The sequence below is a fragment of the Leifsonia sp. NPDC080035 genome (assembly GCF_040050925.1).
Taxonomy (GTDB): domain Bacteria; phylum Actinomycetota; class Actinomycetes; order Actinomycetales; family Microbacteriaceae; genus Leifsonia.
The window spans coordinates 2,838,235-2,856,943 of the sequence record NZ_CP157390.1 but is presented as its reverse complement, the minus strand read 5'-3'; the positions used below and the strand labels follow the sequence as shown (position 1 = coordinate 2,856,943).

Annotated in this window: 16 protein-coding genes and 1 tRNA gene; 4 read left to right on the top strand and 13 right to left on the bottom strand. The window is 71.7% G+C overall.

What is annotated here, in order from left to right; translation table 11 throughout:
• Nucleotides 1-21: 21 nt before the first annotated feature.
• Nucleotides 22-894, bottom strand: coding sequence for a peptide chain release factor N(5)-glutamine methyltransferase (gene prmC, locus AAME72_RS13815; protein WP_348787131.1), 873 nt, complete (start codon nt 892-894; stop codon nt 22-24).
• A 62-nt stretch (nt 895-956) separates the two neighbouring features.
• Between prmC and cysK the strand changes: the two genes are divergently transcribed.
• On the top strand, nt 957-1,895 hold the full coding sequence (cysK, locus tag AAME72_RS13810; RefSeq protein ID WP_348787130.1) for a cysteine synthase A: 939 nt from the start codon (nt 957-959) through the stop codon (nt 1,893-1,895).
• Between the two features lie 5 nt (nt 1,896-1,900).
• Nucleotides 1,901-2,470 carry a serine O-acetyltransferase EpsC gene (gene epsC, locus AAME72_RS13805; RefSeq protein ID WP_348787129.1) on the top strand — a complete coding sequence of 190 codons (570 nt, stop codon included), beginning with the start codon at nt 1,901-1,903 and terminating at the stop codon, nt 2,468-2,470.
• A gap of 81 nt (nt 2,471-2,551) precedes the next feature.
• Here the strand turns inward: epsC and prfA are convergent, their stop codons facing one another.
• The 8 genes from prfA to argS form a co-directional block, all read right to left on the bottom strand.
• The gene (gene prfA, locus AAME72_RS13800; protein ID WP_348787128.1) at nt 2,552-3,628 is read right to left on the bottom strand and encodes a peptide chain release factor 1; all 1,077 of its coding nucleotides are present in this window, start codon (nt 3,626-3,628) and stop codon (nt 2,552-2,554) included.
• 90 nt (nt 3,629-3,718) lie between these two features.
• Nucleotides 3,719-5,914 (bottom strand): transcription termination factor Rho, encoded by a 2,196-nt coding sequence (gene rho, locus AAME72_RS13795; protein WP_348787127.1) that lies wholly within the window; start codon nt 5,912-5,914, stop codon nt 3,719-3,721.
• Between the two features lie 260 nt (nt 5,915-6,174).
• Complete coding sequence (gene thrB / locus AAME72_RS13790; protein ID WP_348787126.1) at nt 6,175-7,137, bottom strand: homoserine kinase; 963 nt, start codon at nt 7,135-7,137, stop codon at nt 6,175-6,177.
• Nucleotides 7,134-8,240, bottom strand: a complete 1,107-nt coding sequence (gene thrC, locus AAME72_RS13785; protein WP_348787125.1) for a threonine synthase — start codon at nt 8,238-8,240, stop codon at nt 7,134-7,136. The genes thrB and thrC overlap by 4 nt, the downstream gene beginning before the upstream one ends.
• The gene (locus AAME72_RS13780; RefSeq protein WP_348787124.1) at nt 8,240-9,595 is read right to left on the bottom strand and encodes a homoserine dehydrogenase; all 1,356 of its coding nucleotides are present in this window, start codon (nt 9,593-9,595) and stop codon (nt 8,240-8,242) included. Before AAME72_RS13780 ends, thrC begins: the two co-directional genes overlap by 1 nt.
• Nucleotides 9,592-11,001, bottom strand: a complete 1,410-nt coding sequence (gene lysA, locus AAME72_RS13775) for a diaminopimelate decarboxylase (RefSeq protein ID WP_348787123.1) — start codon at nt 10,999-11,001, stop codon at nt 9,592-9,594. Before lysA ends, AAME72_RS13780 begins: the two co-directional genes overlap by 4 nt.
• 124 nt (nt 11,002-11,125) lie before the next feature.
• Nucleotides 11,126-11,938, bottom strand: a complete 813-nt coding sequence (locus AAME72_RS13770) for a DUF2993 domain-containing protein (RefSeq protein WP_348787122.1) — start codon at nt 11,936-11,938, stop codon at nt 11,126-11,128.
• 4 nt (nt 11,939-11,942) lie between these two features.
• On the bottom strand, nt 11,943-13,631 hold the full coding sequence (gene argS / locus AAME72_RS13765) for an arginine--tRNA ligase (protein WP_348787121.1): 1,689 nt from the start codon (nt 13,629-13,631) through the stop codon (nt 11,943-11,945).
• Nucleotides 13,632-13,726: 95 nt separating this feature from the next.
• Between argS and AAME72_RS13760 the strand changes: the two genes are divergently transcribed.
• Nucleotides 13,727-14,326: an iron ABC transporter ATP-binding protein gene (locus tag AAME72_RS13760; protein WP_348787120.1), complete on the top strand. Its 600-nt coding sequence runs from the start codon at nt 13,727-13,729 to the stop codon at nt 14,324-14,326.
• A gap of 63 nt (nt 14,327-14,389) precedes the next feature.
• Nucleotides 14,390-14,462 (top strand) — tRNA-Arg (locus AAME72_RS13755).
• Between the two features lie 42 nt (nt 14,463-14,504).
• On the opposite strand, the gene AAME72_RS13750 is transcribed toward AAME72_RS13755, so the two are convergent.
• Genes AAME72_RS13750 through AAME72_RS13735 form a run of 4 tightly spaced genes read right to left on the bottom strand, consistent with a single transcriptional unit; the run spans nt 14,505 to nt 18,684 of the window.
• Nucleotides 14,505-14,774: an HPr family phosphocarrier protein gene (locus AAME72_RS13750; protein ID WP_348787119.1), complete on the bottom strand. Its 270-nt coding sequence runs from the start codon at nt 14,772-14,774 to the stop codon at nt 14,505-14,507.
• A 59-nt stretch (nt 14,775-14,833) separates the two neighbouring features.
• Nucleotides 14,834-16,921 (bottom strand): fructose-specific PTS transporter subunit EIIC, encoded by a 2,088-nt coding sequence (locus AAME72_RS13745; RefSeq protein ID WP_348787118.1) that lies wholly within the window; start codon nt 16,919-16,921, stop codon nt 14,834-14,836.
• A gap of 33 nt (nt 16,922-16,954) precedes the next feature.
• The gene (locus AAME72_RS13740; RefSeq protein ID WP_348787117.1) at nt 16,955-17,902 is read right to left on the bottom strand and encodes a 1-phosphofructokinase; all 948 of its coding nucleotides are present in this window, start codon (nt 17,900-17,902) and stop codon (nt 16,955-16,957) included.
• A complete protein-coding gene (locus tag AAME72_RS13735) occupies nt 17,899-18,684 on the bottom strand; it encodes a DeoR/GlpR family DNA-binding transcription regulator (protein ID WP_348787116.1) in 786 nt (261 codons plus the stop codon). Before AAME72_RS13735 ends, AAME72_RS13740 begins: the two co-directional genes overlap by 4 nt.
• Nucleotides 18,685-18,709: the final 25 nt, after the last annotated feature.

Genomic DNA, 18,709 nt, shown 5'->3' with positions numbered 1-18,709 from the left:
GCCGGGCCGGATCGCACCGCTTCAGCGGAGTGCGGTGGTCGCGCGATCCCGCGTGGTCAGGTCGCGGTGGGTCGCGGCGGCGCGCCAGCCGTCCGCGGTGAGGATCGCGCGGATGTCGGCGCCCTGCAGTTCGCCGTGCTCGAGCACCAGAGTGCCGCCCGGGCGGAGCAGCCGCTGGGCGACGCGCGAGATCACGCGCACCACATCCAGACCATCCTCGCCGCCGTAGAGGGCCGCCGCGGGGTCGAACAGCCGCACCTCCGGGTCGCGGGGCACCGCGGCTGCGGGCACGTACGGCGGGTTCGAGATGACGACGTCGACGGTTCCGTCGAGCTCCGGGAAGGCATCGGCGAGGTCGGCGAACGCCCCGCTGATGTTGTCCCCGCCCAGCTCCTCGATGTTGCGCCGGGTCCACACGAACGCCTCGCGGGAATTCTCGACGGCGTAGACGCGGGCGTGCGGCACCTCGGTCGCCATCGCCAGCGCGATCGCGCCGCTGCCGGTGCCGAGGTCCACCGCGACGGGCTGCTCGGAGGGCACGGCGCGGAGCGCGTCGATGGCGAACTGGACGACCTGCTCGGTCTCCGGGCGTGGCACGAAGACGCCGGGGCCGACGGCGAGCTCCAGCGATCGGAACGGGGCGACGCCGGTGATGTGCTGCAGCGGCTCGCGGGCGGCCCGCCGGGCGGCGAGCTCCCGGACGCGTGCGACGTCCTCGTCCCCTGCCGTCGCATCCATCACGACGAGCGCCTGCACCCGGCCGCGCGGGACGCCGAGCACGTGCCCGATCAGCAGCTCCGCATCCACCTCGGGGTCGGGGACGCGCGCCGTGGCGAGCAGGGCGACGGTCTCGTCGCGGAGCGTGCGGACGGAGACGGGGGCGGGTTCGGTCATGGCCCGACGAGCTTACCGTCACACACGCCACGCACCTTCTGCGCGCGGTTAGAGTTGGACCCATGCCAGCACAGGTTTACGAGAACATCACCGAGGCCGTCGGCCGCACTCCCCTCGTCAAGCTCAACCGACTCGCCGCGGACACCGGCGCGACGGTGCTGGCGAAGCTGGAGTTCTACAACCCCGCCGGGAGCGTCAAGGACCGGATCGGCGTCTCCATCATCGACGCCGCCGAGAAGGCGGGGGCGCTGCGCTCGGGCGGCACCATCGTCGAGGGCACGAGCGGCAACACGGGCATCGCGCTCGCGATGGTCGGCGCGGCCCGCGGTTACAAGGTCATCCTCACGATGCCGGAGACGATGAGCAAGGAGCGCCGCGTGCTGCTGCGCGCCTTCGGCGCCGAGATCGTGCTCACCCCGGGGCCGGAGGGGATGCGCGGCGCGGTCGAGAAGGCCAAGGAGATCGTCGCGTCCACGGAGAACGCCATCTGGGCTCAGCAGTTCGCGAACGAGGCCAACCCCGCCGTGCACCGCGCCACCACCGCCGAGGAGATCTGGGCGGACACGGACGGCGGCGTCGACATCTTCGTCTCCGGGGTCGGCACCGGCGGCACCATCACCGGCGTCGGGCAGGTGCTCAAGGAGCGCAAGCCCGAGGTGAAGGTGATCGCGGTGGAGCCGCTGGATTCGCCGATCCTGAGCGGTGGCAAGCCCGGCCCGCACAAGATCCAGGGCATCGGCGCCAACTTCGTCCCCGAGATCCTCGACACCACCGTCTACGACGAGGTCGTCGACGTGTCGTTCGAGGACTCGATCGAGACCGCGAAGCGGCTGGCGAGCGAGGAAGGCATCCTGGCCGGGATCTCCTCCGGCGCCATCGTCTGGGCGGCGCTCCAGGTCGCCTCGCGGCCCGAGAACGCCGGCAAGACGATCGTGGCGGTCGTGTGCGACACCGGCGAGCGCTACATCTCGACGGCGCTCTGGGCCGACCTCCTGGACTGACCTCGGTGCCGATCTTCCGGGCGCGGGAGGACATCCGCAACGCGCGCACGCACGACCCCGCAGCGCGCGGCTCCTTCGAGGTCGCCGCCGTGTACTCGGGTCTGCACGCCGTGTGGGCGTATCGGGTCGCGCACCGGCTGTGGCGCTCCGGGTTCCGGATGCCGGCGCGCTTCCTGTCGCAGTTCGCCCGCTTCCTGACCGGGATCGAGATCCACCCCGGTGCGCGGATCGGGCGCCGGTTCTTCATCGACCACGGGATGGGCGTCGTCATCGGGGAGACCACCTGGATCGGCGACGACGTGATGCTCTACCACGGCGTGACGCTGGGCGGCCGCGGCAGCGGGCACGGAAAGCGACATCCCACCATCCACGACGGGGTGACAGTGGGCGCGGGCGCGAAGGTGCTCGGCGCCATCACCATCGGCACGCGCACGGTCATCGGCGCGAACGCCGTCGTCGTGCACGACGCCCCGCCGGACTCGGTCCTCACCGGCGTACCCGCCCGGGCCCGCCCCCGCTCCGGCCACGAGCAGATCGCCGGCGACGACTACCTCGACCCCGCCCTCTACATCTGACCCGCGAACCCGAACCGCCGAGTACGCAGATTCTCTGCGTACTCGGCGGTTTTCGCTGGATTTGGTTCGGACTCGCGGGGTTCAGTCGTTGGCCAGGTCGGCCAGGCGGGCCTCTTCATCGGCGAGGATGTTGGACCCGATGACGGGGTCGAGCGCGCCGTTCATCACCGCGTCGAGGTTGTAGGCCTTGTAGCCGGTGCGGTGGTCCGCGATCCGGTTCTCCGGGAAGTTGTACGTGCGGATGCGCTCCGAGCGGTCCATCGTGCGGATCTGGCCCTTGCGGAACTCCGCGGCCTCGGCGTCCGCCTCCTCCTGCTGCTTCGCCAGCAGCCGGGCGCGCAGCACGCGCATCGCCGCCTCGCGGTTCTGCAGCTGGCTCTTCTCGTTCTGCATCGAGACGACGATCCCGGTCGGCACGTGCGTGATGCGCACCGCGGAGTCGGTCGTGTTGACCGACTGGCCGCCGGGGCCGGACGAGCGGAACACGTCGATCTTGAGGTCGTTCTGGTTGATGTCGACCTCCTCCGGCTCGTCAACCTCCGGGAAGACCAGGACGCCGGCGGCGGAGGTGTGGATGCGTCCCTGCGACTCGGTCGCGGGCACGCGCTGCACGCGGTGCACGCCGCCTTCGTACTTGAGGTGCGCCCAGACGCCCTCCGCGGGGTCGCTGGAGGAGCCTTTGAAGGCGACCTGGACGTCCTTGATGCCGCCGAGGTCGCTCGAGGTCTGCTCGATGATCTCGGCCTTCCAGCGCTTCGAGTCGGCGTAGTGCAGGTACATCCGCAGCAGGTCGCCCGCGAACAGCGCAGACTCGGCGCCGCCCTCGCCCATCTTGATCTCCATGATGACGTCGCGGCTGTCGTTGGGGTCGCGCGGGATGAGCAGACGACGCAGGCGCTCCCCCGTCTCCTCCAGCGACTGCTCGAGCCCGGGGATCTCCTCGGCGAACGCCGCATCCTCCGCCGCCAGCTCGCGCGCCGCCTCCAGGTCGTCGGACAGCTGCTTCCACTCGTTGTACGCGGCGACGATGCGGGAGAGCTCGGCGTAGCGGCGGTTCACCTTCTTCGAGCGGACCGGATCGCTGTGCAGCTCGGGGTCGGAGAGCTGCTGCTGGAGGTCGTCGTGCTCGGCGATGAGGCCGCTGACCGACTCGAACATGCGTGTCTTCTTTCTTGGGGTGCGTCGTGCGGAAACGTGAAAGTGCCCGCCCGGTGCGCACGGTGGCGCGCCGGACGGGCACTTCGTCAGCTAGCGGTGGTCGTTCTCGTGGCCGTGCGAGTGCGCGGTGCCGTGGCCGTTGGCCGGCTGCGGCATCGACTTCTGCACCTGCATGAGGAACTCGACGTTGCTCGAGGTCTCCTTCAGACGGCCGAGCACGATCTCCAGGGCCTGCTGCTGGTCGAGGCCGGCGAGGGCGCGACGCAGCTTCCAGGTGATCTTGACCTCGTCCTGACCCATCAGCATCTCCTCGCGACGGGTGCCGGAGGCGTTGACGTCGACGGCCGGGAAGATCCGCTTGTCGGCGAGCTGACGCGACAGGCGCAGCTCCATGTTGCCGGTGCCCTTGAACTCCTCGAAGATCACCTCGTCCATCTTCGAGCCGGTCTCGACGAGGGCCGACGCGAGGATGGTGAGCGAACCACCGTGCTCGATGTTGCGCGCGGCGCCGAAGAAGCGCTTCGGCGGGTACAGCGCGGACGCGTCGACACCGCCGGAGAGGATGCGGCCCGAGGCCGGAGCCGTGAGGTTGTACGCGCGGCCGAGGCGGGTGATCGAGTCGAGCAGCACGACGACGTCGTGACCGAGCTCGACCAGGCGCTTGGCGCGCTCGATCGCCAGCTCCGCGACGGTGGTGTGGTCCTCCGCAGGGCGGTCGAAGGTCGAGGCGATGACCTCGCCCTTCACCGTGCGCTGCATGTCGGTGACCTCTTCCGGACGCTCGTCCACCAGGACGACCATCAGGTGCACCTCGGGGTTGTTCGTGGTGATCGCGTTCGCGATCTGCTGCATCACGATCGTCTTGCCGGCCTTCGGGGGCGCGACGATGAGACCGCGCTGGCCCTTTCCGATCGGCGCGACCAGGTCGATGATGCGCTGGGTGACCTTGGTGGGCTCGGTCTCCAGGCGCAGGCGGTCCTGCGGGTAGAGCGGGGTCAGCTTGCCGAACTCGACGCGGGTCGCCGCCTCCTCGACCGTCTGGCCGTTGATGGAGTCGACCTTCACCAGCGCGTTGTACTTCTGGCGGCTGTTGTTCTCGCCCTCACGCGGCTGGCGGATGGCGCCGACAACGGCGTCGCCCTTGCGCAGGTTGTACTTCTTGACCTGGCCGAGGGACACGTAGACATCGCTCGCGCCCGGGAGGTAGCCGGTGGTGCGCACGAACGCGTAGTTGTCCAGCACGTCGAGGATGCCGGCGACGGGCAGCAGCACGTCGTCGTCGCTCAGCTCCGGCTCGAACTCGTCGCCGGGGCCACCGCGGCGCTTGCGGTTGCGGTCGCGGTAGCGGCCGGAGCGCTCGCCCTCGGCCTCGCGGTTCTCGCGGTTCTGCTGGGGGCCACGGTTCTGCTGGCCCTGCTTCTCGCCCTCGCCGCCCTGCTGAAGGTCCTTCGGCTGGCTCTGGCCGCCCTGCTGACCGTTCTGGTTCTGGTCGCCGTTCTGGCCGTTGTTCTTGTTGCGGTTGCGGTTGCGACGGCTGCGGCCGCCCTGCTGCTGCTCGCCGCCCTGCTGGTCGCCGTTCTGCTGCTCGGCCCGCTGCTGGTCCGCGCCCTGCTCGCCCTGCTGGGCGTCAGCGGCGGTCTGCTCTGCGGCCTCGGCCTGGTCCTGCTGGCCGCTCTGGCTGCCGCGACCGCGACGGCGACGGCCGCCCTGGCCCTCGCGCTGCGCCTGCTCGCGGGAGGCGAGGGCCGAGTCGAGCAGGGCATCCACATCGGGGATGAGCGACTCGACACCGGTCTCGCCGGTGTTGACGTGGGTGCCGGCACCGATGCTGGTGCCGTCCGGGCTGCTGGCGCGACGCGGGCCGCGGCGGCGCGACTCGGTCGCGGGCGCCTGCTCGGCGGCGGGCGCGATGGCCTCGGGCTGCTCGGCGTCGGCCGGAGCCGCGGCCTCGGCCGGAGCGCTGGGCTCGGCCGGCGCGGCCTCCTCGGCCTCGGCCTGCTCGGCGGGAGCGGCCTGCTCGGCGGGAGCGGCCGGCTCGGCGATGAGCGGCTCGATGAGAACCTGCGACGCTGCGGTCGCGTGGTCCGCCGGCCGCTCGGCCGGAGCCTCGGCCTGCGGGTCCGCTGCGGCACGGGCCGCGGCGATCGCCGCGACCAGCTCGCCCTTGCGGAGCTTGCTCGCGCCCTGGAGACCAAGCTGTGCGGCGAGAGCCTGCAGCTCCGCCACCTTGAGCGAGGTCAGGTCGCTGGTGTCCACGCCCCCGGCGTGGAGTTCGACATCAGTCACTGAAGAGGATTCCTTTCCCCCGACGCGCGCTCTGCGCGCCGCTGTGGAGCACTCGTCACGTGAAGCCTGCCTTGACGCGCTGCGTTCTGATCCGCGCTACGTTGCGACCCGGGCAGCCGGAGACACCGGCCGTCGAAAGATCACAGGCAGGAGTGACGGCATGATTGCTAAGAGATCACCCGGAAGCTGGATTCGCTCGTGACGCGGGTTCTTCACGGGTGCACGCACAGTTTACCACCTCGCGACGGCCGCGAACGCCGCTACGCGGCCGGTGTGTCCGCGTCCTGTGCGGGCAGCTGCGAGACCGTCGCACCCTTGAAGTCGACCGCGAGCATCAGCGGCTGCCAGGCCGTCTGCGCCTCGCGGGCCACCAGCTCCGCCGCGGCCAGCCGCTGGCTCGGGTCGCTGCAGAGCACCAGGATGGACGGACCCGCTCCGGAGACGACGGCGGCGAATCCGCTCGCGCGCAGCAGCGTGATCAGCCGGTCGGTCTCCGGCATGGCCGAGGCGCGATAGCTCTGGTGGAGCTTGTCCTCCGTCGCGGCGTGCAGCAGCTCGGGGCTCTGGATGAGAGCGGCGACGAGCAGGGCGGAACGGGACACATTGAACACCGCGTCCTCGTGCGGCACGGACTGCGGCTGCAGGCTGCGCGCGAGAGCGGTGGACATCACGTGCTCCGGCACCAGCACCAGCGGCGAGACGCCGCGATGCACGATCAGCTTCTTGAAGCGCGGGCCCTCCGGGGTCACCCAGGCGATCGTGAGGCCGCCGAAGAGCGCGGGAGCCACGTTGTCCGGGTGGCCCTCCATGTCGTTCGCCAGCGCGAGCAGGTCCTGTGCGGAGAACTCGACGACCCCCTCCAGCAGGCCCTTCGCGGCCATGATGCCGGAGACGATCGCGGCGCCGGAGGAGCCCATCCCCCGGCCGTGCGGGATGCTGTTGCGGGCGATCAGGTCGAGCCCGGGAAGCGGGACGCCGACCGATTCGAAGGTGTGCGCGATGGCGCGGACGACGAGGTTGCTCTCGTCGGTGGGCACCTCGCCCTCGCCGACGCCGATCACCTGCACGGTCGCGCCGGGCGCATCGCGGACGGAGACGCGGAGCTCGTCGTACTGCGCGAGCGCGAGCCCGAGCGTGTCGAAGCCGGGGCCGAGGTTCGCGCTCGTCGCCGGGACCTTCACCGCGACCGCACGGCCGCTCAGGTCGACGGCGGCGGTCGTCACGCGCCGGCCTTGGCGTCGGCGGCGAGGCCGAGCACGTCGGCGATCGCGGCGGTGTCGACGGGGACGACGGTCGGCTGCACGTCGGAGCCGTCCGCGGTGCGGAGCGCCCACTGCGGATCCTTCAGGCCGTGACCGGTGACGGTGAGCACGACGGTCGCTCCCGCGGGGATGACGCCCGCCTCTGACCGCTCCAGGAGGCCGGCGACGCTGATCGCGGACGCCGGCTCCACGAAGATGCCGACCTCGGCGGAGAGGATGCGGTGCGCCTCCAGGATCTTGGCGTCGTCGATCGCGCCGAAGTATCCGTCGCTGTCGTCGCGGGCGTTCAGGGCGAGCTCCCACGACGCCGGGTTGCCGATGCGGATGGCGGTGGCGATGGTGTCGGGGTCCTTGACGGCGTGGCCGAGCACGATCGGCGCGCTACCCGCGGCCTGGAAGCCGAACATCCTGGGCAGCTTCGTGGCCTCGCCGCGCTGCAGCTCCTCGGTGTAGCCGCGGTGGTATGCGGTGTAGTTGCCGGCGTTGCCGACGGGGACGATGTGGAAGTCGGGCGCGTCGCCGAGCACCTCGACGACCTCGAACGCGGCCGTCTTCTGGCCCTCGATGCGGTCAGGGTTGACCGAGTTCACGAGGTGGACGGGGTAGTTCGTCGCGAGGTCGCGCGCGATGTCGAGACAGTCGTCGAAGTTGCCCTGCACCTGGAGGAGCTGCGCGTTGTGCGCGATCGCCTGGCTGAGCTTGCCCATCGCGATCTTGCCCTCGGGGACGAGGACGACCGCCTGGATGCCCGCGTGCGTGGCGTACGCGGCCGCCGACGCGGAGGTGTTGCCGGTCGAGGCGCAGATGACCGCCTTCGCGCCGTGCTCGACGGCCTTGGAGATGGCCATCGTCATGCCGCGGTCCTTGAAGGAGCCGGTGGGGTTCATCCCCTCGAACTTCACGAAGACGTTCGCGCCGGTGCGCGCGGACAGCGCGGCCGCCGGGAACAGGGGCGTCCCGCCCTCGCCGAGCGTGACGATCGGAGTGGCCTCGGAGATGTTCAGGCGGTCCGCGTACTCGCGGAGGACGCCCCGCCACTGACGACTGTAGGACTTCTCGGGCATTACGATCCTTCGACTCGGAGAACGGAAGAGATGGCGATCACCACATCGCTGGCCGCGAGCGCCTCCACGGTGGCCGCGAGCGCGGCCTCCTCGGCTTCATGGGTGCCGATCACCAGGGTAGCGGTGGGCGCGCCCGCGCCGTGAATCGCAGCGTTACCGGAGATGACGACGACGCCGGTGCCGGTCGGCACCGACTGCTGCACGTTCTCGACGCTGACGCCGCCGTCGCTCAGGATGCGCGCGACCGCGGCGAGCACGCCCGGCTGGTCCGCCACCTCGAGCGTGATCTGGTAGCGGGTGACGACGCGGCCGATGTCGAGCACCGGAAGGTCGGCGTGGGTGGACTCGGCCACGCCCGGTCCGCCGACCACGTGCCGGCGAGCGGCCGAGACCACGTCGCCGAGCACGGCGGAGGCGGTCTCGACACCGCCGGCCCCCGCGCCGTAGAACATCAGGTCGCCGGCGGCGGCGGCCTGCACGAAGACCGCGTTGTGCGCGCCGCGCACGGCGGCGAGCGGGTGCTCGCGGCCGATCAGGGCCGGGTAGACGCGGGCGGAGACGCCCTCCTCCCCCGTCTCCGGGTCGGTCAGGCGCTCGCAGATGGCGAGCAGCTTGATGACGGAGCCGCCCTCGCGGGCCGCATCCACCTGCTCCTTGGTCACCGACGTGATGCCCTCCCGGTAGACGCGGTCGAGCGGGACGGTGGTGTGGAAGGCGAGGCTCGCGAGGATGGCCGCCTTCTGCGCGGCGTCGTAGCCGCCGATGTCGGCGGTGGGGTCCGCCTCGGCGTAGCCGCGCTCGGTCGCCGTCGCGAGCGCGTCGGCGAGGGTCTCGCCGGTGACGTCCATCCGGTCGAGGATGAAGTTGGTGGTGCCGTTGACGATGCCGAGGATGCGGTTGACCCTGTCGCCGGCGAGGCTGTCGCGCAGCGGGCGGATGATCGGGATGGCCCCGGCGACCGCGGCCTCGTAGTAGAGCTGGGCGCCGACCTGCTCCGCGGCCTCGAACAGCTCGGGGCCGTGCGTCGCCAGCAGCGCCTTGTTGGCGGTGATCACGTCGGCGCCGGAGTTCAGCGCCTCCAGCACGTACCCGCGCGCAGGCTCCACGCCGCCCATCAGCTCCACGACGATGTCGGCGCCGAGGATGAGCGAGCTGGCGTCGGTGGTGAGCAGCTCACGCGGCAGGTCGACGTCGCGGGGCGCGTCGATGTCGCGCACGGCGATGCCGACGAGCTCCAGCTTCGCGCCGATGCGCGAGGCGAACTCGTCCCCCTGCTCCAGCAGCAGGCGCGCGACCTGCGAGCCGACCGAGCCGGCGCCAAGCAGGGCCACCCGGAGGTTGCGGTACTCGATCATCCCTTCACTCCTTCGTATGCGGCGTCGCGCGCCAGCAGGTCCTCTTCGGTCTCGCCCCGCACGATCACGCGGGCTTCGCCATCGCGCACCGCGACGACGGCCGGGCGGCCGAGATAGTTGTAGTTGCTGGCCAGCGACCAGCAGTAGGCGCCGGTGGCCGCGACGGCGAGCAGGTCGCCCGGCGCCACATCCCCCGGCAGGTAGTCGGCATCGACGACGATGTCGCCGCTCTCGCAGTGCTTGCCCGCGACCCGGACGAGGGCGGGCTCGGCGTCCGAGGCCCGGTTCGCGATGCGCGCCGAGTACTGCGCCTCGTACAGCGACGGCCGGGCGTTGTCGCTCATCCCGCCGTCGACGCTGACGTAGCGGCGCACGGCGGTCTCGGCGTCGTCTTGGTACGAGACGAGGACGTCCTTCGTCGTGCCGACGGTGTAGAGGGTGAGCCCGGCGGTCCCGATGATGGAGCGGCCCGGCTCGAACGCGACGACAGGGAGCGGGATGCCGAGCTCCTCGCATCCCGCCGCCACGGTCTCGGCGATCCGCTGGGCCAGCTCGCCGATCGGCGCCGGGTCGTCGGCCGCGGTGTACGCGATGCCGAAGCCGCCGCCGAGGTTCAGCTCGGGGACGTCGCCGCCGGCGAGCAGGTCGCGGTGCACCGCGAGCAGCCGGGCGGCGGACTCGGCGAACCCCTCCGCACCGAAGATCTGGGAGCCGATGTGGCAGTGCAGGCCGAGGAACTCCAGGCTCTCGTGCGCGCGGATGCGTGCGACGGCGTCCGGCGCGTCGGCCAGCGCGATGCCGAACTTCTGGTCCTCGTGCGAGGTGGCGAGGAACGCGTGGGTGTGCGCGTGCACACCGCTGTTGGTCCGCAGCCGCACGCGCTGGACGACGCCGCGGCGGGAGGCTGCGGCGGCGACGCGGTCGATCTCCTGGACGCTGTCGATGATGATCGCGCCGATCCCGACGGAGACGGCGCGCTCGATCTCGGCTTGCGACTTATTGTTGCCGTGGAAGCCGAGGCACTCCGGGTCGACGCCGGCGGCGAGGGCGACGGCGAGCTCGCCGCCGGAGCAGACGTCGATGTTGAGCCCGGCGTCCGCCATCCAGCGGGCCACCTCGATCGAGAGGAACGCCTTGCCCGCGTAGTAGACCTTGGCGGCCGAGCCGACACGGGCGAGCGCGTCCTGCAGCGCGGAGCGGACCTCGACCGCGCGCTCGCGCGCCTCCTGCTCGTCCACCACGTACAGCGGAGTGCCGAAGCGGGTGGCGAGCTCGGAGACGGGGACGCCTCCGACGACCAGCTCGCCGTCGGAGCGGGCGACGGTGCGGGACCAGAGTCCGGGGACGAGCGCGTTGGCATCGTCCGGGACGCTCAGCCAGGACGGCGCGAGCGGATTCGATGGCATGGGGACAACCTCACGGGGCGACGAGTGGGGGCGGCCTCCCAGGCGAGCGGACCCGGATTGGCCCCTGAAGCCGGTGGAGAAGTAACAGAAGTCTATCCAGGTCCCGGGCCGCATCCCGGCCGTGTTACGAGCAGCTGCCCTTGCTGTGCAGGAACTTCTCGTCCAGCACGAAGTCGGACGCGGTGAGCGTCACCGTCGCCGCCTTCGGCGTGACCTGGATGTCGCTGACCTCGACGCCGTCGGGGAGGTACTGCGCCGCGCAGACCGGGAACGGGCCGTTGTCGGTGAGCGCCTGCAGCAGCCGGGTGAGGTTCACGTCGCCGCCGCCGGTGGTGAGGCTGGCCTTGCCCGGCTGCAGCAGCACCTCTTTGCCCGCGGCCTTGGGGGTGGCGTTCACGGTGTAGCCGACGGGCAGGCCGAGCAGGTCGATCTTCCCCGCGTAGCCGATGGTGCCCTCCCCCAGGGTGATGTCGCCGGTGGAGCCGGGGATGGTGATCAGCTTGTTGAGCGAGTCCTGCGACACGGTGAGCACGCCGGTCGCCGACTGGACCGGTTTCGTGAAGTCGGCCGGAACGCCGGTGGCCGTGATGGTCGCGGAGAGCGGTGCGCCGTTCACGGTCGCGTGCGGCGCATCCAGCTCGACGCTTTCGAACGAGCCGGACAGGTACTGCTGGATCACCGAGAGGCCGCCGATGTGCACCGAGACGTCGGCCTTCACGGTGTCGGGGAGGTTCTTCTCGATCTCGGAGGCGACGCGCTGCTCCGCGATCGAGCGCACGACGACGTCCGCGATCACCAGCAGCGCGACGATCACGACGAGCGGGATGAGCGTCCACAGCAGGACGCGCACCCAGCGCGGTCGACGACGGCGCTGGGCGGGGGCGGGCGACACGGGACTCCGGTCGGCGCCGATGACCTCGGTCGGCTGATCGCTCATCGCGTCACATCCGCTCCGGGGCGGACACCCCCACCAGCGTGAGGCCGTTGCGGATGACCTGGCCGGTCGCATCGTTCAGCCACAGCCGGGTGCGGTGGGCGTCGGTCACCGGCTCCTCGCCGTGCGGGAGGACGCGCGTCGAGCCGTCGCGGACCGCGTACCAGGCGTGGTAGAGGCCGGCGAGCTCCTCGACGTAGCGGGCGACGCGGTGCGGCTCGCGCAGCTCGGCGGCCTGGGCGACCACGCGGGGGAACTCCTGCAGGCCGCCGAGCAGGGCGCTCTCGGTCTCGTTCGTGAGCAGCTCCGGCTTGAAGACGCTGCGGTCGACACCGGCCTTCTCCGCGTTCGCGGCGACGGAGCGGGTGCGGGCGTGCGCGTACTGCACGTAGTAGACGGGGTTGTCGTTGCTGCGCTTGGTGAGCAGGTCGAGGTCGATGTCCAGCTGCGAGTCGGTGGACGAGCGCACCAGCGCGTAGCGGGCCGCATCCACGCCGACCGCGTCGACCAGGTCGTCCAGCGTCACGATGGTGCCGGCGCGCTTGGACATCTTGACCGGCTCGCCGTCGCGCATCAGGTTGACCATCTGGCCGATGAGGATCTGCAGGTTCACGTTCGGGACGTCGCCGAACGCCTCCACCATCGCCATCATCCGGCCGATGTAACCGTGGTGGTCCGCGCCCAGCATGATGATGTTCTGCTCGAAGCCGCGCTCGCGCTTGTCGAGGTAGTAGCCGAGGTCGCCGGAGATGTAGGCGGGCTCGCCGTTGGAGCGGATGACCACGCGGTCGCGGTCGTCGCCGAACGTGGTGGTGCGCAGCCAGATGGCGCCGTCCGACTCGAAGATGTGGCCCTGCTCGCGCAACCGCTCGATCGCGCGCTCGACCGCGCCGGACTCATGCAGCGAGTCCTCGTGGAAGTACACGTCGAAGTCGACGCCGAAGGCGTGCAGGCGGTCCTTGATCTCCTGGAACATCAGCTCGGTGCCGCGGGAGCGGAACACCTCCTGCTGCTCCTCGCGCGGCAGCGAGGACAGGTCGCCGTCGTAGCCGTCGACGACCCGCGCGGCGATCTCGCCGATGTATGCGCCGCCGTAGCCGTCCTCCGGAGTGGGCTCGCCGAGGTGGGCGGCGAGCAGGCTGCGTGCGAAGCGGTCGATCTGCGACCCGTGGTCGTTGAAGTAGTACTCGCGGGTCACGTCGGCGCCCTCGGCCTGCAGGATGCGTGCGAGGCTGTCGCCGACCGCCGCCCAGCGGGCGCCGCCCAGGTGGATGGGGCCGGTCGGATTCGCGGAGACGAACTCGAGGTTGACGAGCAGGCCGTCGTAGACGTGCCCGGTGCCGTACGCCTCACCGGCGTCGAGGATGGTCTTCGCCAGCTGACCGGCGGCCGCCGCCTCCAGCCGGAAGTTGATGAAGCCAGGCCCTGCGACCTCCGCGGAGGCGACGCCGTCGATGGACGCGGCCGCCTCTGCGATCTCCGAGGCGAGCTCGCGGGGGTTCGCGCCGACGCGCTTCGCGAGGCGCATGGCGACGTTCGACGCCCAGTCGCCGTGCTCGCGGTTCTTCGGCCGCTCGAGCGGGATGTCCGCGGCCGTGATCGTCAGCTCGGCGGCGTCCGTCGCGCCCTCTCGTCGCCGGTCGACCACCGTCGTCACGATGGGCAGCAGGGCGTCGGAGAGGTCAGCGGGAGTCATGGGGATCGATTCTACCGGGCGCGGAGGCAACCCTTGTGCGCGCTTGATAGGGTGCAGGCGACTCGCACCGTGACGACCAGGAAGACACCCGCAGCATGCGCCACCTCACTGCCCGGACGGCCGCCGCCGCCCTCGCTTTCGCCGCCGTGGTCGCCCTCGCCGGCTGCGCCCCGAGCGCAAAGCCGGCCGCGACGCCAGGCGCCACCGGCACGGGCACTCCGGCCGCCGTCGCCACCCCGACGCCGACCCCGACCCCGACGCTGCCGCCGACCCCGGTGACCCTCACCTGCGACCAGGTGGTGACGCCGGATCAGCTGCAGGCGGCCGAGCCGTCCTTCGCCGCCGTACAGGACTACGCACCGAAGGCCGGAACGCTCGAGAAGCGGATCGCGGACTGGCAGGGCGCGACCTGCGCCTGGCGGAACGCATCCACCGGCGCCGTCATCGAGATCGCGATCGCCCGGCCCCCGAAGGACCGCCTGGAGGGTCTCAAGAACGACGCCATCACGGTGGCCCACCCGGTCCCCACCTACGGAACGCCTCCCATCGAGGGCTACTTCAAGCCGGGGACGAGCGGCCAGGTGCAGATCTTCCGCGGCAGCTACTGGGTGGTCGCGGAGTCGACAGCGTTCTTCGAGCCCGGCGACCCGGCGCCGCTCATGCAGGACGTGCTGGCGAACATCCCGACGGACTGATCCGCGCCGGTCCGTTTGGACGAACCGCGGGCCGAGGGATGCTACGCTGGACGGGCACTCCTGGCCCCCATAGCTCAGGGGATAGAGCGTCTGCCTCCGGAGCAGAAGGCCGTAGGTTCAAATCCTACTGGGGGCACCGTATCCACTCGGCCGCCGCGCACTCCGCCGCCGCGGCGGATCACTCCGCGTCGAGGTCCGTCTCGAGCAGCGCGACCAGGTCGTCGAGCGCCGCGTCGGCGCCGGGGGCGTCCGATCGCAGCGTGACGACGGTCCCCTTGCCCGCCGCCAGGCCCATGAGCGACAGGATGCTGGCCGCGTTCAGCTGCGGGCCGTCGCCGACGGCGATGGTGATCGGGATGGCCTTCTCCTGCACGGCCTGCACGAACAGCTTCGCGGGGCGGGCGTGCAGCCCGGAGGCGCTGGCGACGGTTGCTTCTCGCTGGGACATGGTTCTCTCGTTCTCTCTCGTTCTGTCGTTCTCTCGATGCCCCCGGCCGGGCGCGGTGCTCAGACGACGGCCGCTTCGACGCGCTCGTCGACGGCGTCCTCCGCGGCGATCGCCGCGTCCCTGCTCGGAGCGGCGAACCGCTTGAGCGCGACGACGATCAGCGCCGTGACGACGGTTCCGGCCGCGAGCGCCAGCAGGAAGCCCCAGATCGGGTCGATCGCGAAGAACACGAAGACGCCGCCGTGGGGTGCGCGGGACTCGACGCCGAACGCCATCGCGAGGCCGCCGGCGACCGCGCCGCCGACCAGGTTGGCGGGGATGACGCGCAGCGGGTCGGCCGCGGCGAACGGGATTGCGCCCTCCGAGATGAACGAGGCGCCCAGCAGCCAGGCCGCCGCCCCGTTCTCGCGCTCGACCTGCGTGAAGCCGCGCCGGTAGAGCACGGTGGAGGCGAGAGCCATGCCGAGCGGCGGGACCATCCCGGCGATCATCACCGCGGCCATGATCTGGAAGCTGGCGGGCGTCTGCGCCGCGAGACCTGCGACGGCGAACGCGTACGCCACCTTGTTGACCGGTCCACCCAGGTCGAAGCACATCATCAGGCCGAGGATGATGCCGAGCGCGATCGCGCCGGCCCCCGTGAGTCCGTTGAGGAAGTTCGTCAGCTGGGTCATCAGCCAGGCGATCGGCGCTCCGAGGATGAGCAGCATCAGGCCGGAGGCGATGATCGACGCCCCGAGCGGGATGATCACCACGGGCATCAGGCCGCGCAGCCAGCGCGGGACCGCGGGCCGGCCGATCAGCCACGCCGCGAACCCGGCGAGCAGGCCGCCGATGAGGCCGCCGAGGAAGCCGGCGTTCATGAACACCGCGATCGCGCCGGCGACGAAGCCCGGTGCGATGCCGGGCCGGTCGGCGATGGCGAAGGCGATGTACCCGGCGAGCGCCGGGACGAGGAAGCCGAGGCTCACGCTGCCGATCTCGAACGCGATCGCGCCCAGGTAGTAGCCGAGTCCCTCCGGCGGCAGGTTCCAGATCGCGAAGTGCTGCAGGGTGTAGACCGCGTTGTTGACGCCGGATGTGCCGTGCGCGAGTGCGATGCCGTAGCCGCCGAGGAACGGCAGGAAGCTGATCGCGATGAGCAGACCGCCGCCGGCGACGAACGGGATCATGTAGCTGACGCCGGTGAGCAGGATGCGCTGGATGTTCTTGCCCCAGGAGAGGTTCTCCGCGGTCGCCGCCGAAGCGGTGGCCCCTGCGGCGCTGACGCGCGCTCCGTTCGGGTCGGACGCGACGGCGACGGCCTCGGCGATCAGCTGCGTTGGCTGCTCGATGCCGCGCTTGACGCCGGAGCGCACCACCGGCTTGCCGGCGAAGCGCGCCTCCTCGCGAACATCCACGTCGTTGGCGAAGATGACGGCGTCGGCCGCGTCGATGACGCTCTGCGGCAGCGCCTGGTAGCCGCTGGAGCCCTGCGGTTCGACGACGAGGTCGACGCCGGATTTCGTGCCGGCGGCGGTCAGGGCGTCCGCGGCCATGAAGGTGTGGGCGATGCCGGTGGCGCACGAGGTCACCGCGACGATGCGGGCCGGCCGGCCGTCGATGAGGAGCCCGGCGTCGGTGGCCGTGGCGGAGGGGGCGGGCGAGGCCGCTGCCGGAGCGGCCACTGCCGGAGCGGCCGCTGTCGCCGGTTCCCCCTCGCCGATCGCCTCGTCGACGAGCGCCACCACCTGCTCCGGGGTGCGGGCCGCGCGCAGCCCCGCGGTGAACTCGTCGAGCATCAGTCTGCGCGCGAGCTTCGACAGCACGGCGAGGTGGGCCTCCGCTGCTCCCTCCGGCGCGGCGATGAGGAAGACGAGATCAGCGGGGCCGTCGGTCGCTCCGAAGTCGACGCCCGGTGTCAGGCGCGCGAACGCGAGCGACGGGACGGAGACCGCGGAGCTCTTGGCGTGCGGGATGGCGATGCCGCCGGGCAGGCCGGTCTCGTCCTTCTGCTCGCGCGCCCAGGCGTCCTCGAACAGGGCATCGGCGTCGGTCGCGCGCCCCTGTTCGACGACGCGGGCGGCGAGCGCGCGGATGACCGCGCTCTTGTCGTCGTAGCCGAGATCGAGTCCGACGAGTTCGGGGGTGATGGTCTTCGGTGACACGGTTGCCTCCAGGGTGTTCCAGGGTTCGGGAGTTCAGGGGTGCAGGGCGGCGACCCGGATGTCGTCGCCCGGCAGGTCGGCGGCGCGCGGGGCCTGCGTTCCGGGGAGGGACGCGGCGGCCGAGCCGAAGCGGACCGCCTGCACGAGCCGGCCCTCCGGCGCAGCGCCGGCCACATCCGCCAGCAGGTAGCCGGCCAGGGCGCTGTCGCCCGCACCGACGGTGCTGCGCACGCGGATGCGCGGAGCCTCCGCGACGTATCCGCCGTCGGCGGTCACGAGCACGGAGCCGAGCGCCCCGAGGGTGACCAGGGCGGCGCCGGCGTGGACGGGGACCAGCGTGCGTGCGACGGCGAGCACGGCCTGCGGCAGGTCGTCGCCCGCGAAGGCGACGCCGGCGAGCTCGGCGAGCTCGTCCTCGTTGGGCGTGATGAGGTCGGGATGCGCGTCGAGCACGGCCGTGCGCAGCGCGTCGCCCGAGGTGTCGACGGCGACCTTCGGGGCCGCGCTCCCCCACCGCGCGCGGACGGCGCGGATGACGGTGACATAGAAATCGTCGCCGGCGCCGGGCGGCAGCGAGCCGGCGAGGACGAGCCACGCGGCGCCCGCGCAGGCCTGGACCACCGCCTCCACCAGGGCGTCGGCGTCGGCGGGCTGCAGGGTCGTGCCCGGCAGGTTCAGCTTGGTGGTCACCCCGGCCGGGTCGGTGATGGTGAGGTTCGCGCGCGCGTGGCCGTGGATCGGGACGGGCCGGGTGGCGACACCGGCCGAGCGCAGGACCGCGGCGAACGGGTCGTCGGCGGCCAGCGGCAGCACGGCGACGGCGGGCACGTCCGCCGCGGCGACGACGCGCGCGACGTTGATGCCCTTTCCTCCGGCGTCCTCGCGCGCCGCGAGCGCGTACTGCACCTCGCCGGGGAGCAGCGGCGCACCGAGTGTGATGGAGCGGTCGAGTGACGGGTTCGCCGTGAGGGTGACGATCATGCCGCCCACACCTCCACGCCGGCGTCGGCGAGCGCGTCTGCGAGCTCGCCCTCCGGTGCGCGGTCGGTGACCAGCAAGTCCAGCGTGTCCAGGGAGGCGAAGCTCACCAGGGACTCCTCGCCGAACTTGCTGGCGTCGGCGACGACGACGACGCGACGCGCGGCGCGGACGATCGCCTCCTTGACCGCGGCCTCCTCCGGGTCGGGGGTGCTGAGCCCGAAACCCGCGGAGAGGCCGTTGGCGCCGACGAAGACGACGTCCGGCCGCAGCGACTGGATGGAGCGCACGGTGGCAGCTCCGACCGCGGCGGCGGTGACCCCGCGGATTCGGCCGCCCACCACCGTGAGGGCGACGCGGTCCGCGCCGGCAAGCGCCGGAGCGAGCGTGAGCGAGTGGGTGACCACCTCGGCGTCGCCGCGGATCTCGGAGAGTCGCGACGGCAGCAGTTCGGCGACCGCACCCGTTGTCGTGCCCGCGTCGAAGTAGAGCGAGCCGGTGAACGCGTCGCCGAGCACGTCGAGCGCGCGGGCGGCGATCCGCTGCTTGGTGTCGGCGCGCAGGCCGCTCCGCTCGAGGACCGAGAACTCCGCCGTGCTCGCCCGCTCCAGAGCTACGGCCCCGCCGTGAACACGCCGGAGGGCTCCGGCCTGCTCGAGGGCGTCGAGGTCGCGGCGTACGGTCTCGGTGGTCACGCCGAATCGCTCGGACAGATCGACGACGGCGACCCGGCCCTCGTCGACCAGCAGCCGCTCGATCAGCCCTTGACGCTCCGTTGCATACACGCCGACTCCTTCGTTGGTTTCCAAC

Excerpts from the sequence above, each read along its gene's own strand:
- thrC (WP_348787125.1), bottom strand. The coding sequence starts at position 8,240 with ATGCCCGAGAAGTCCTACAGTCGTCAGTGGCGGGGCGTCCTCCGCGAG.
- AAME72_RS13760 (WP_348787120.1), top strand. The coding sequence starts at position 13,727 with ATGCGCCACCTCACTGCCCGGACGGCCGCCGCCGCCCTCGCTTTCGCC.
- argS (WP_348787121.1), bottom strand. The coding sequence starts at position 13,631 with ATGACTCCCGCTGACCTCTCCGACGCCCTGCTGCCCATCGTGACGACG.
- AAME72_RS13780 (WP_348787124.1), bottom strand. The coding sequence starts at position 9,595 with ATGATCGAGTACCGCAACCTCCGGGTGGCCCTGCTTGGCGCCGGCTCG.
- AAME72_RS13750 (WP_348787119.1), bottom strand. The coding sequence starts at position 14,774 with ATGTCCCAGCGAGAAGCAACCGTCGCCAGCGCCTCCGGGCTGCACGCC.
- AAME72_RS13770 (WP_348787122.1), bottom strand. The coding sequence starts at position 11,938 with ATGAGCGATCAGCCGACCGAGGTCATCGGCGCCGACCGGAGTCCCGTG.
- prmC (WP_348787131.1), bottom strand. The coding sequence starts at position 894 with ATGACCGAACCCGCCCCCGTCTCCGTCCGCACGCTCCGCGACGAGACC.
- cysK (WP_348787130.1), top strand. The coding sequence starts at position 957 with ATGCCAGCACAGGTTTACGAGAACATCACCGAGGCCGTCGGCCGCACT.
- AAME72_RS13740 (WP_348787117.1), bottom strand. The coding sequence starts at position 17,902 with ATGATCGTCACCCTCACGGCGAACCCGTCACTCGACCGCTCCATCACA.
- lysA (WP_348787123.1), bottom strand. The coding sequence starts at position 11,001 with ATGCCATCGAATCCGCTCGCGCCGTCCTGGCTGAGCGTCCCGGACGAT.
- prfA (WP_348787128.1), bottom strand. The coding sequence starts at position 3,628 with ATGTTCGAGTCGGTCAGCGGCCTCATCGCCGAGCACGACGACCTCCAG.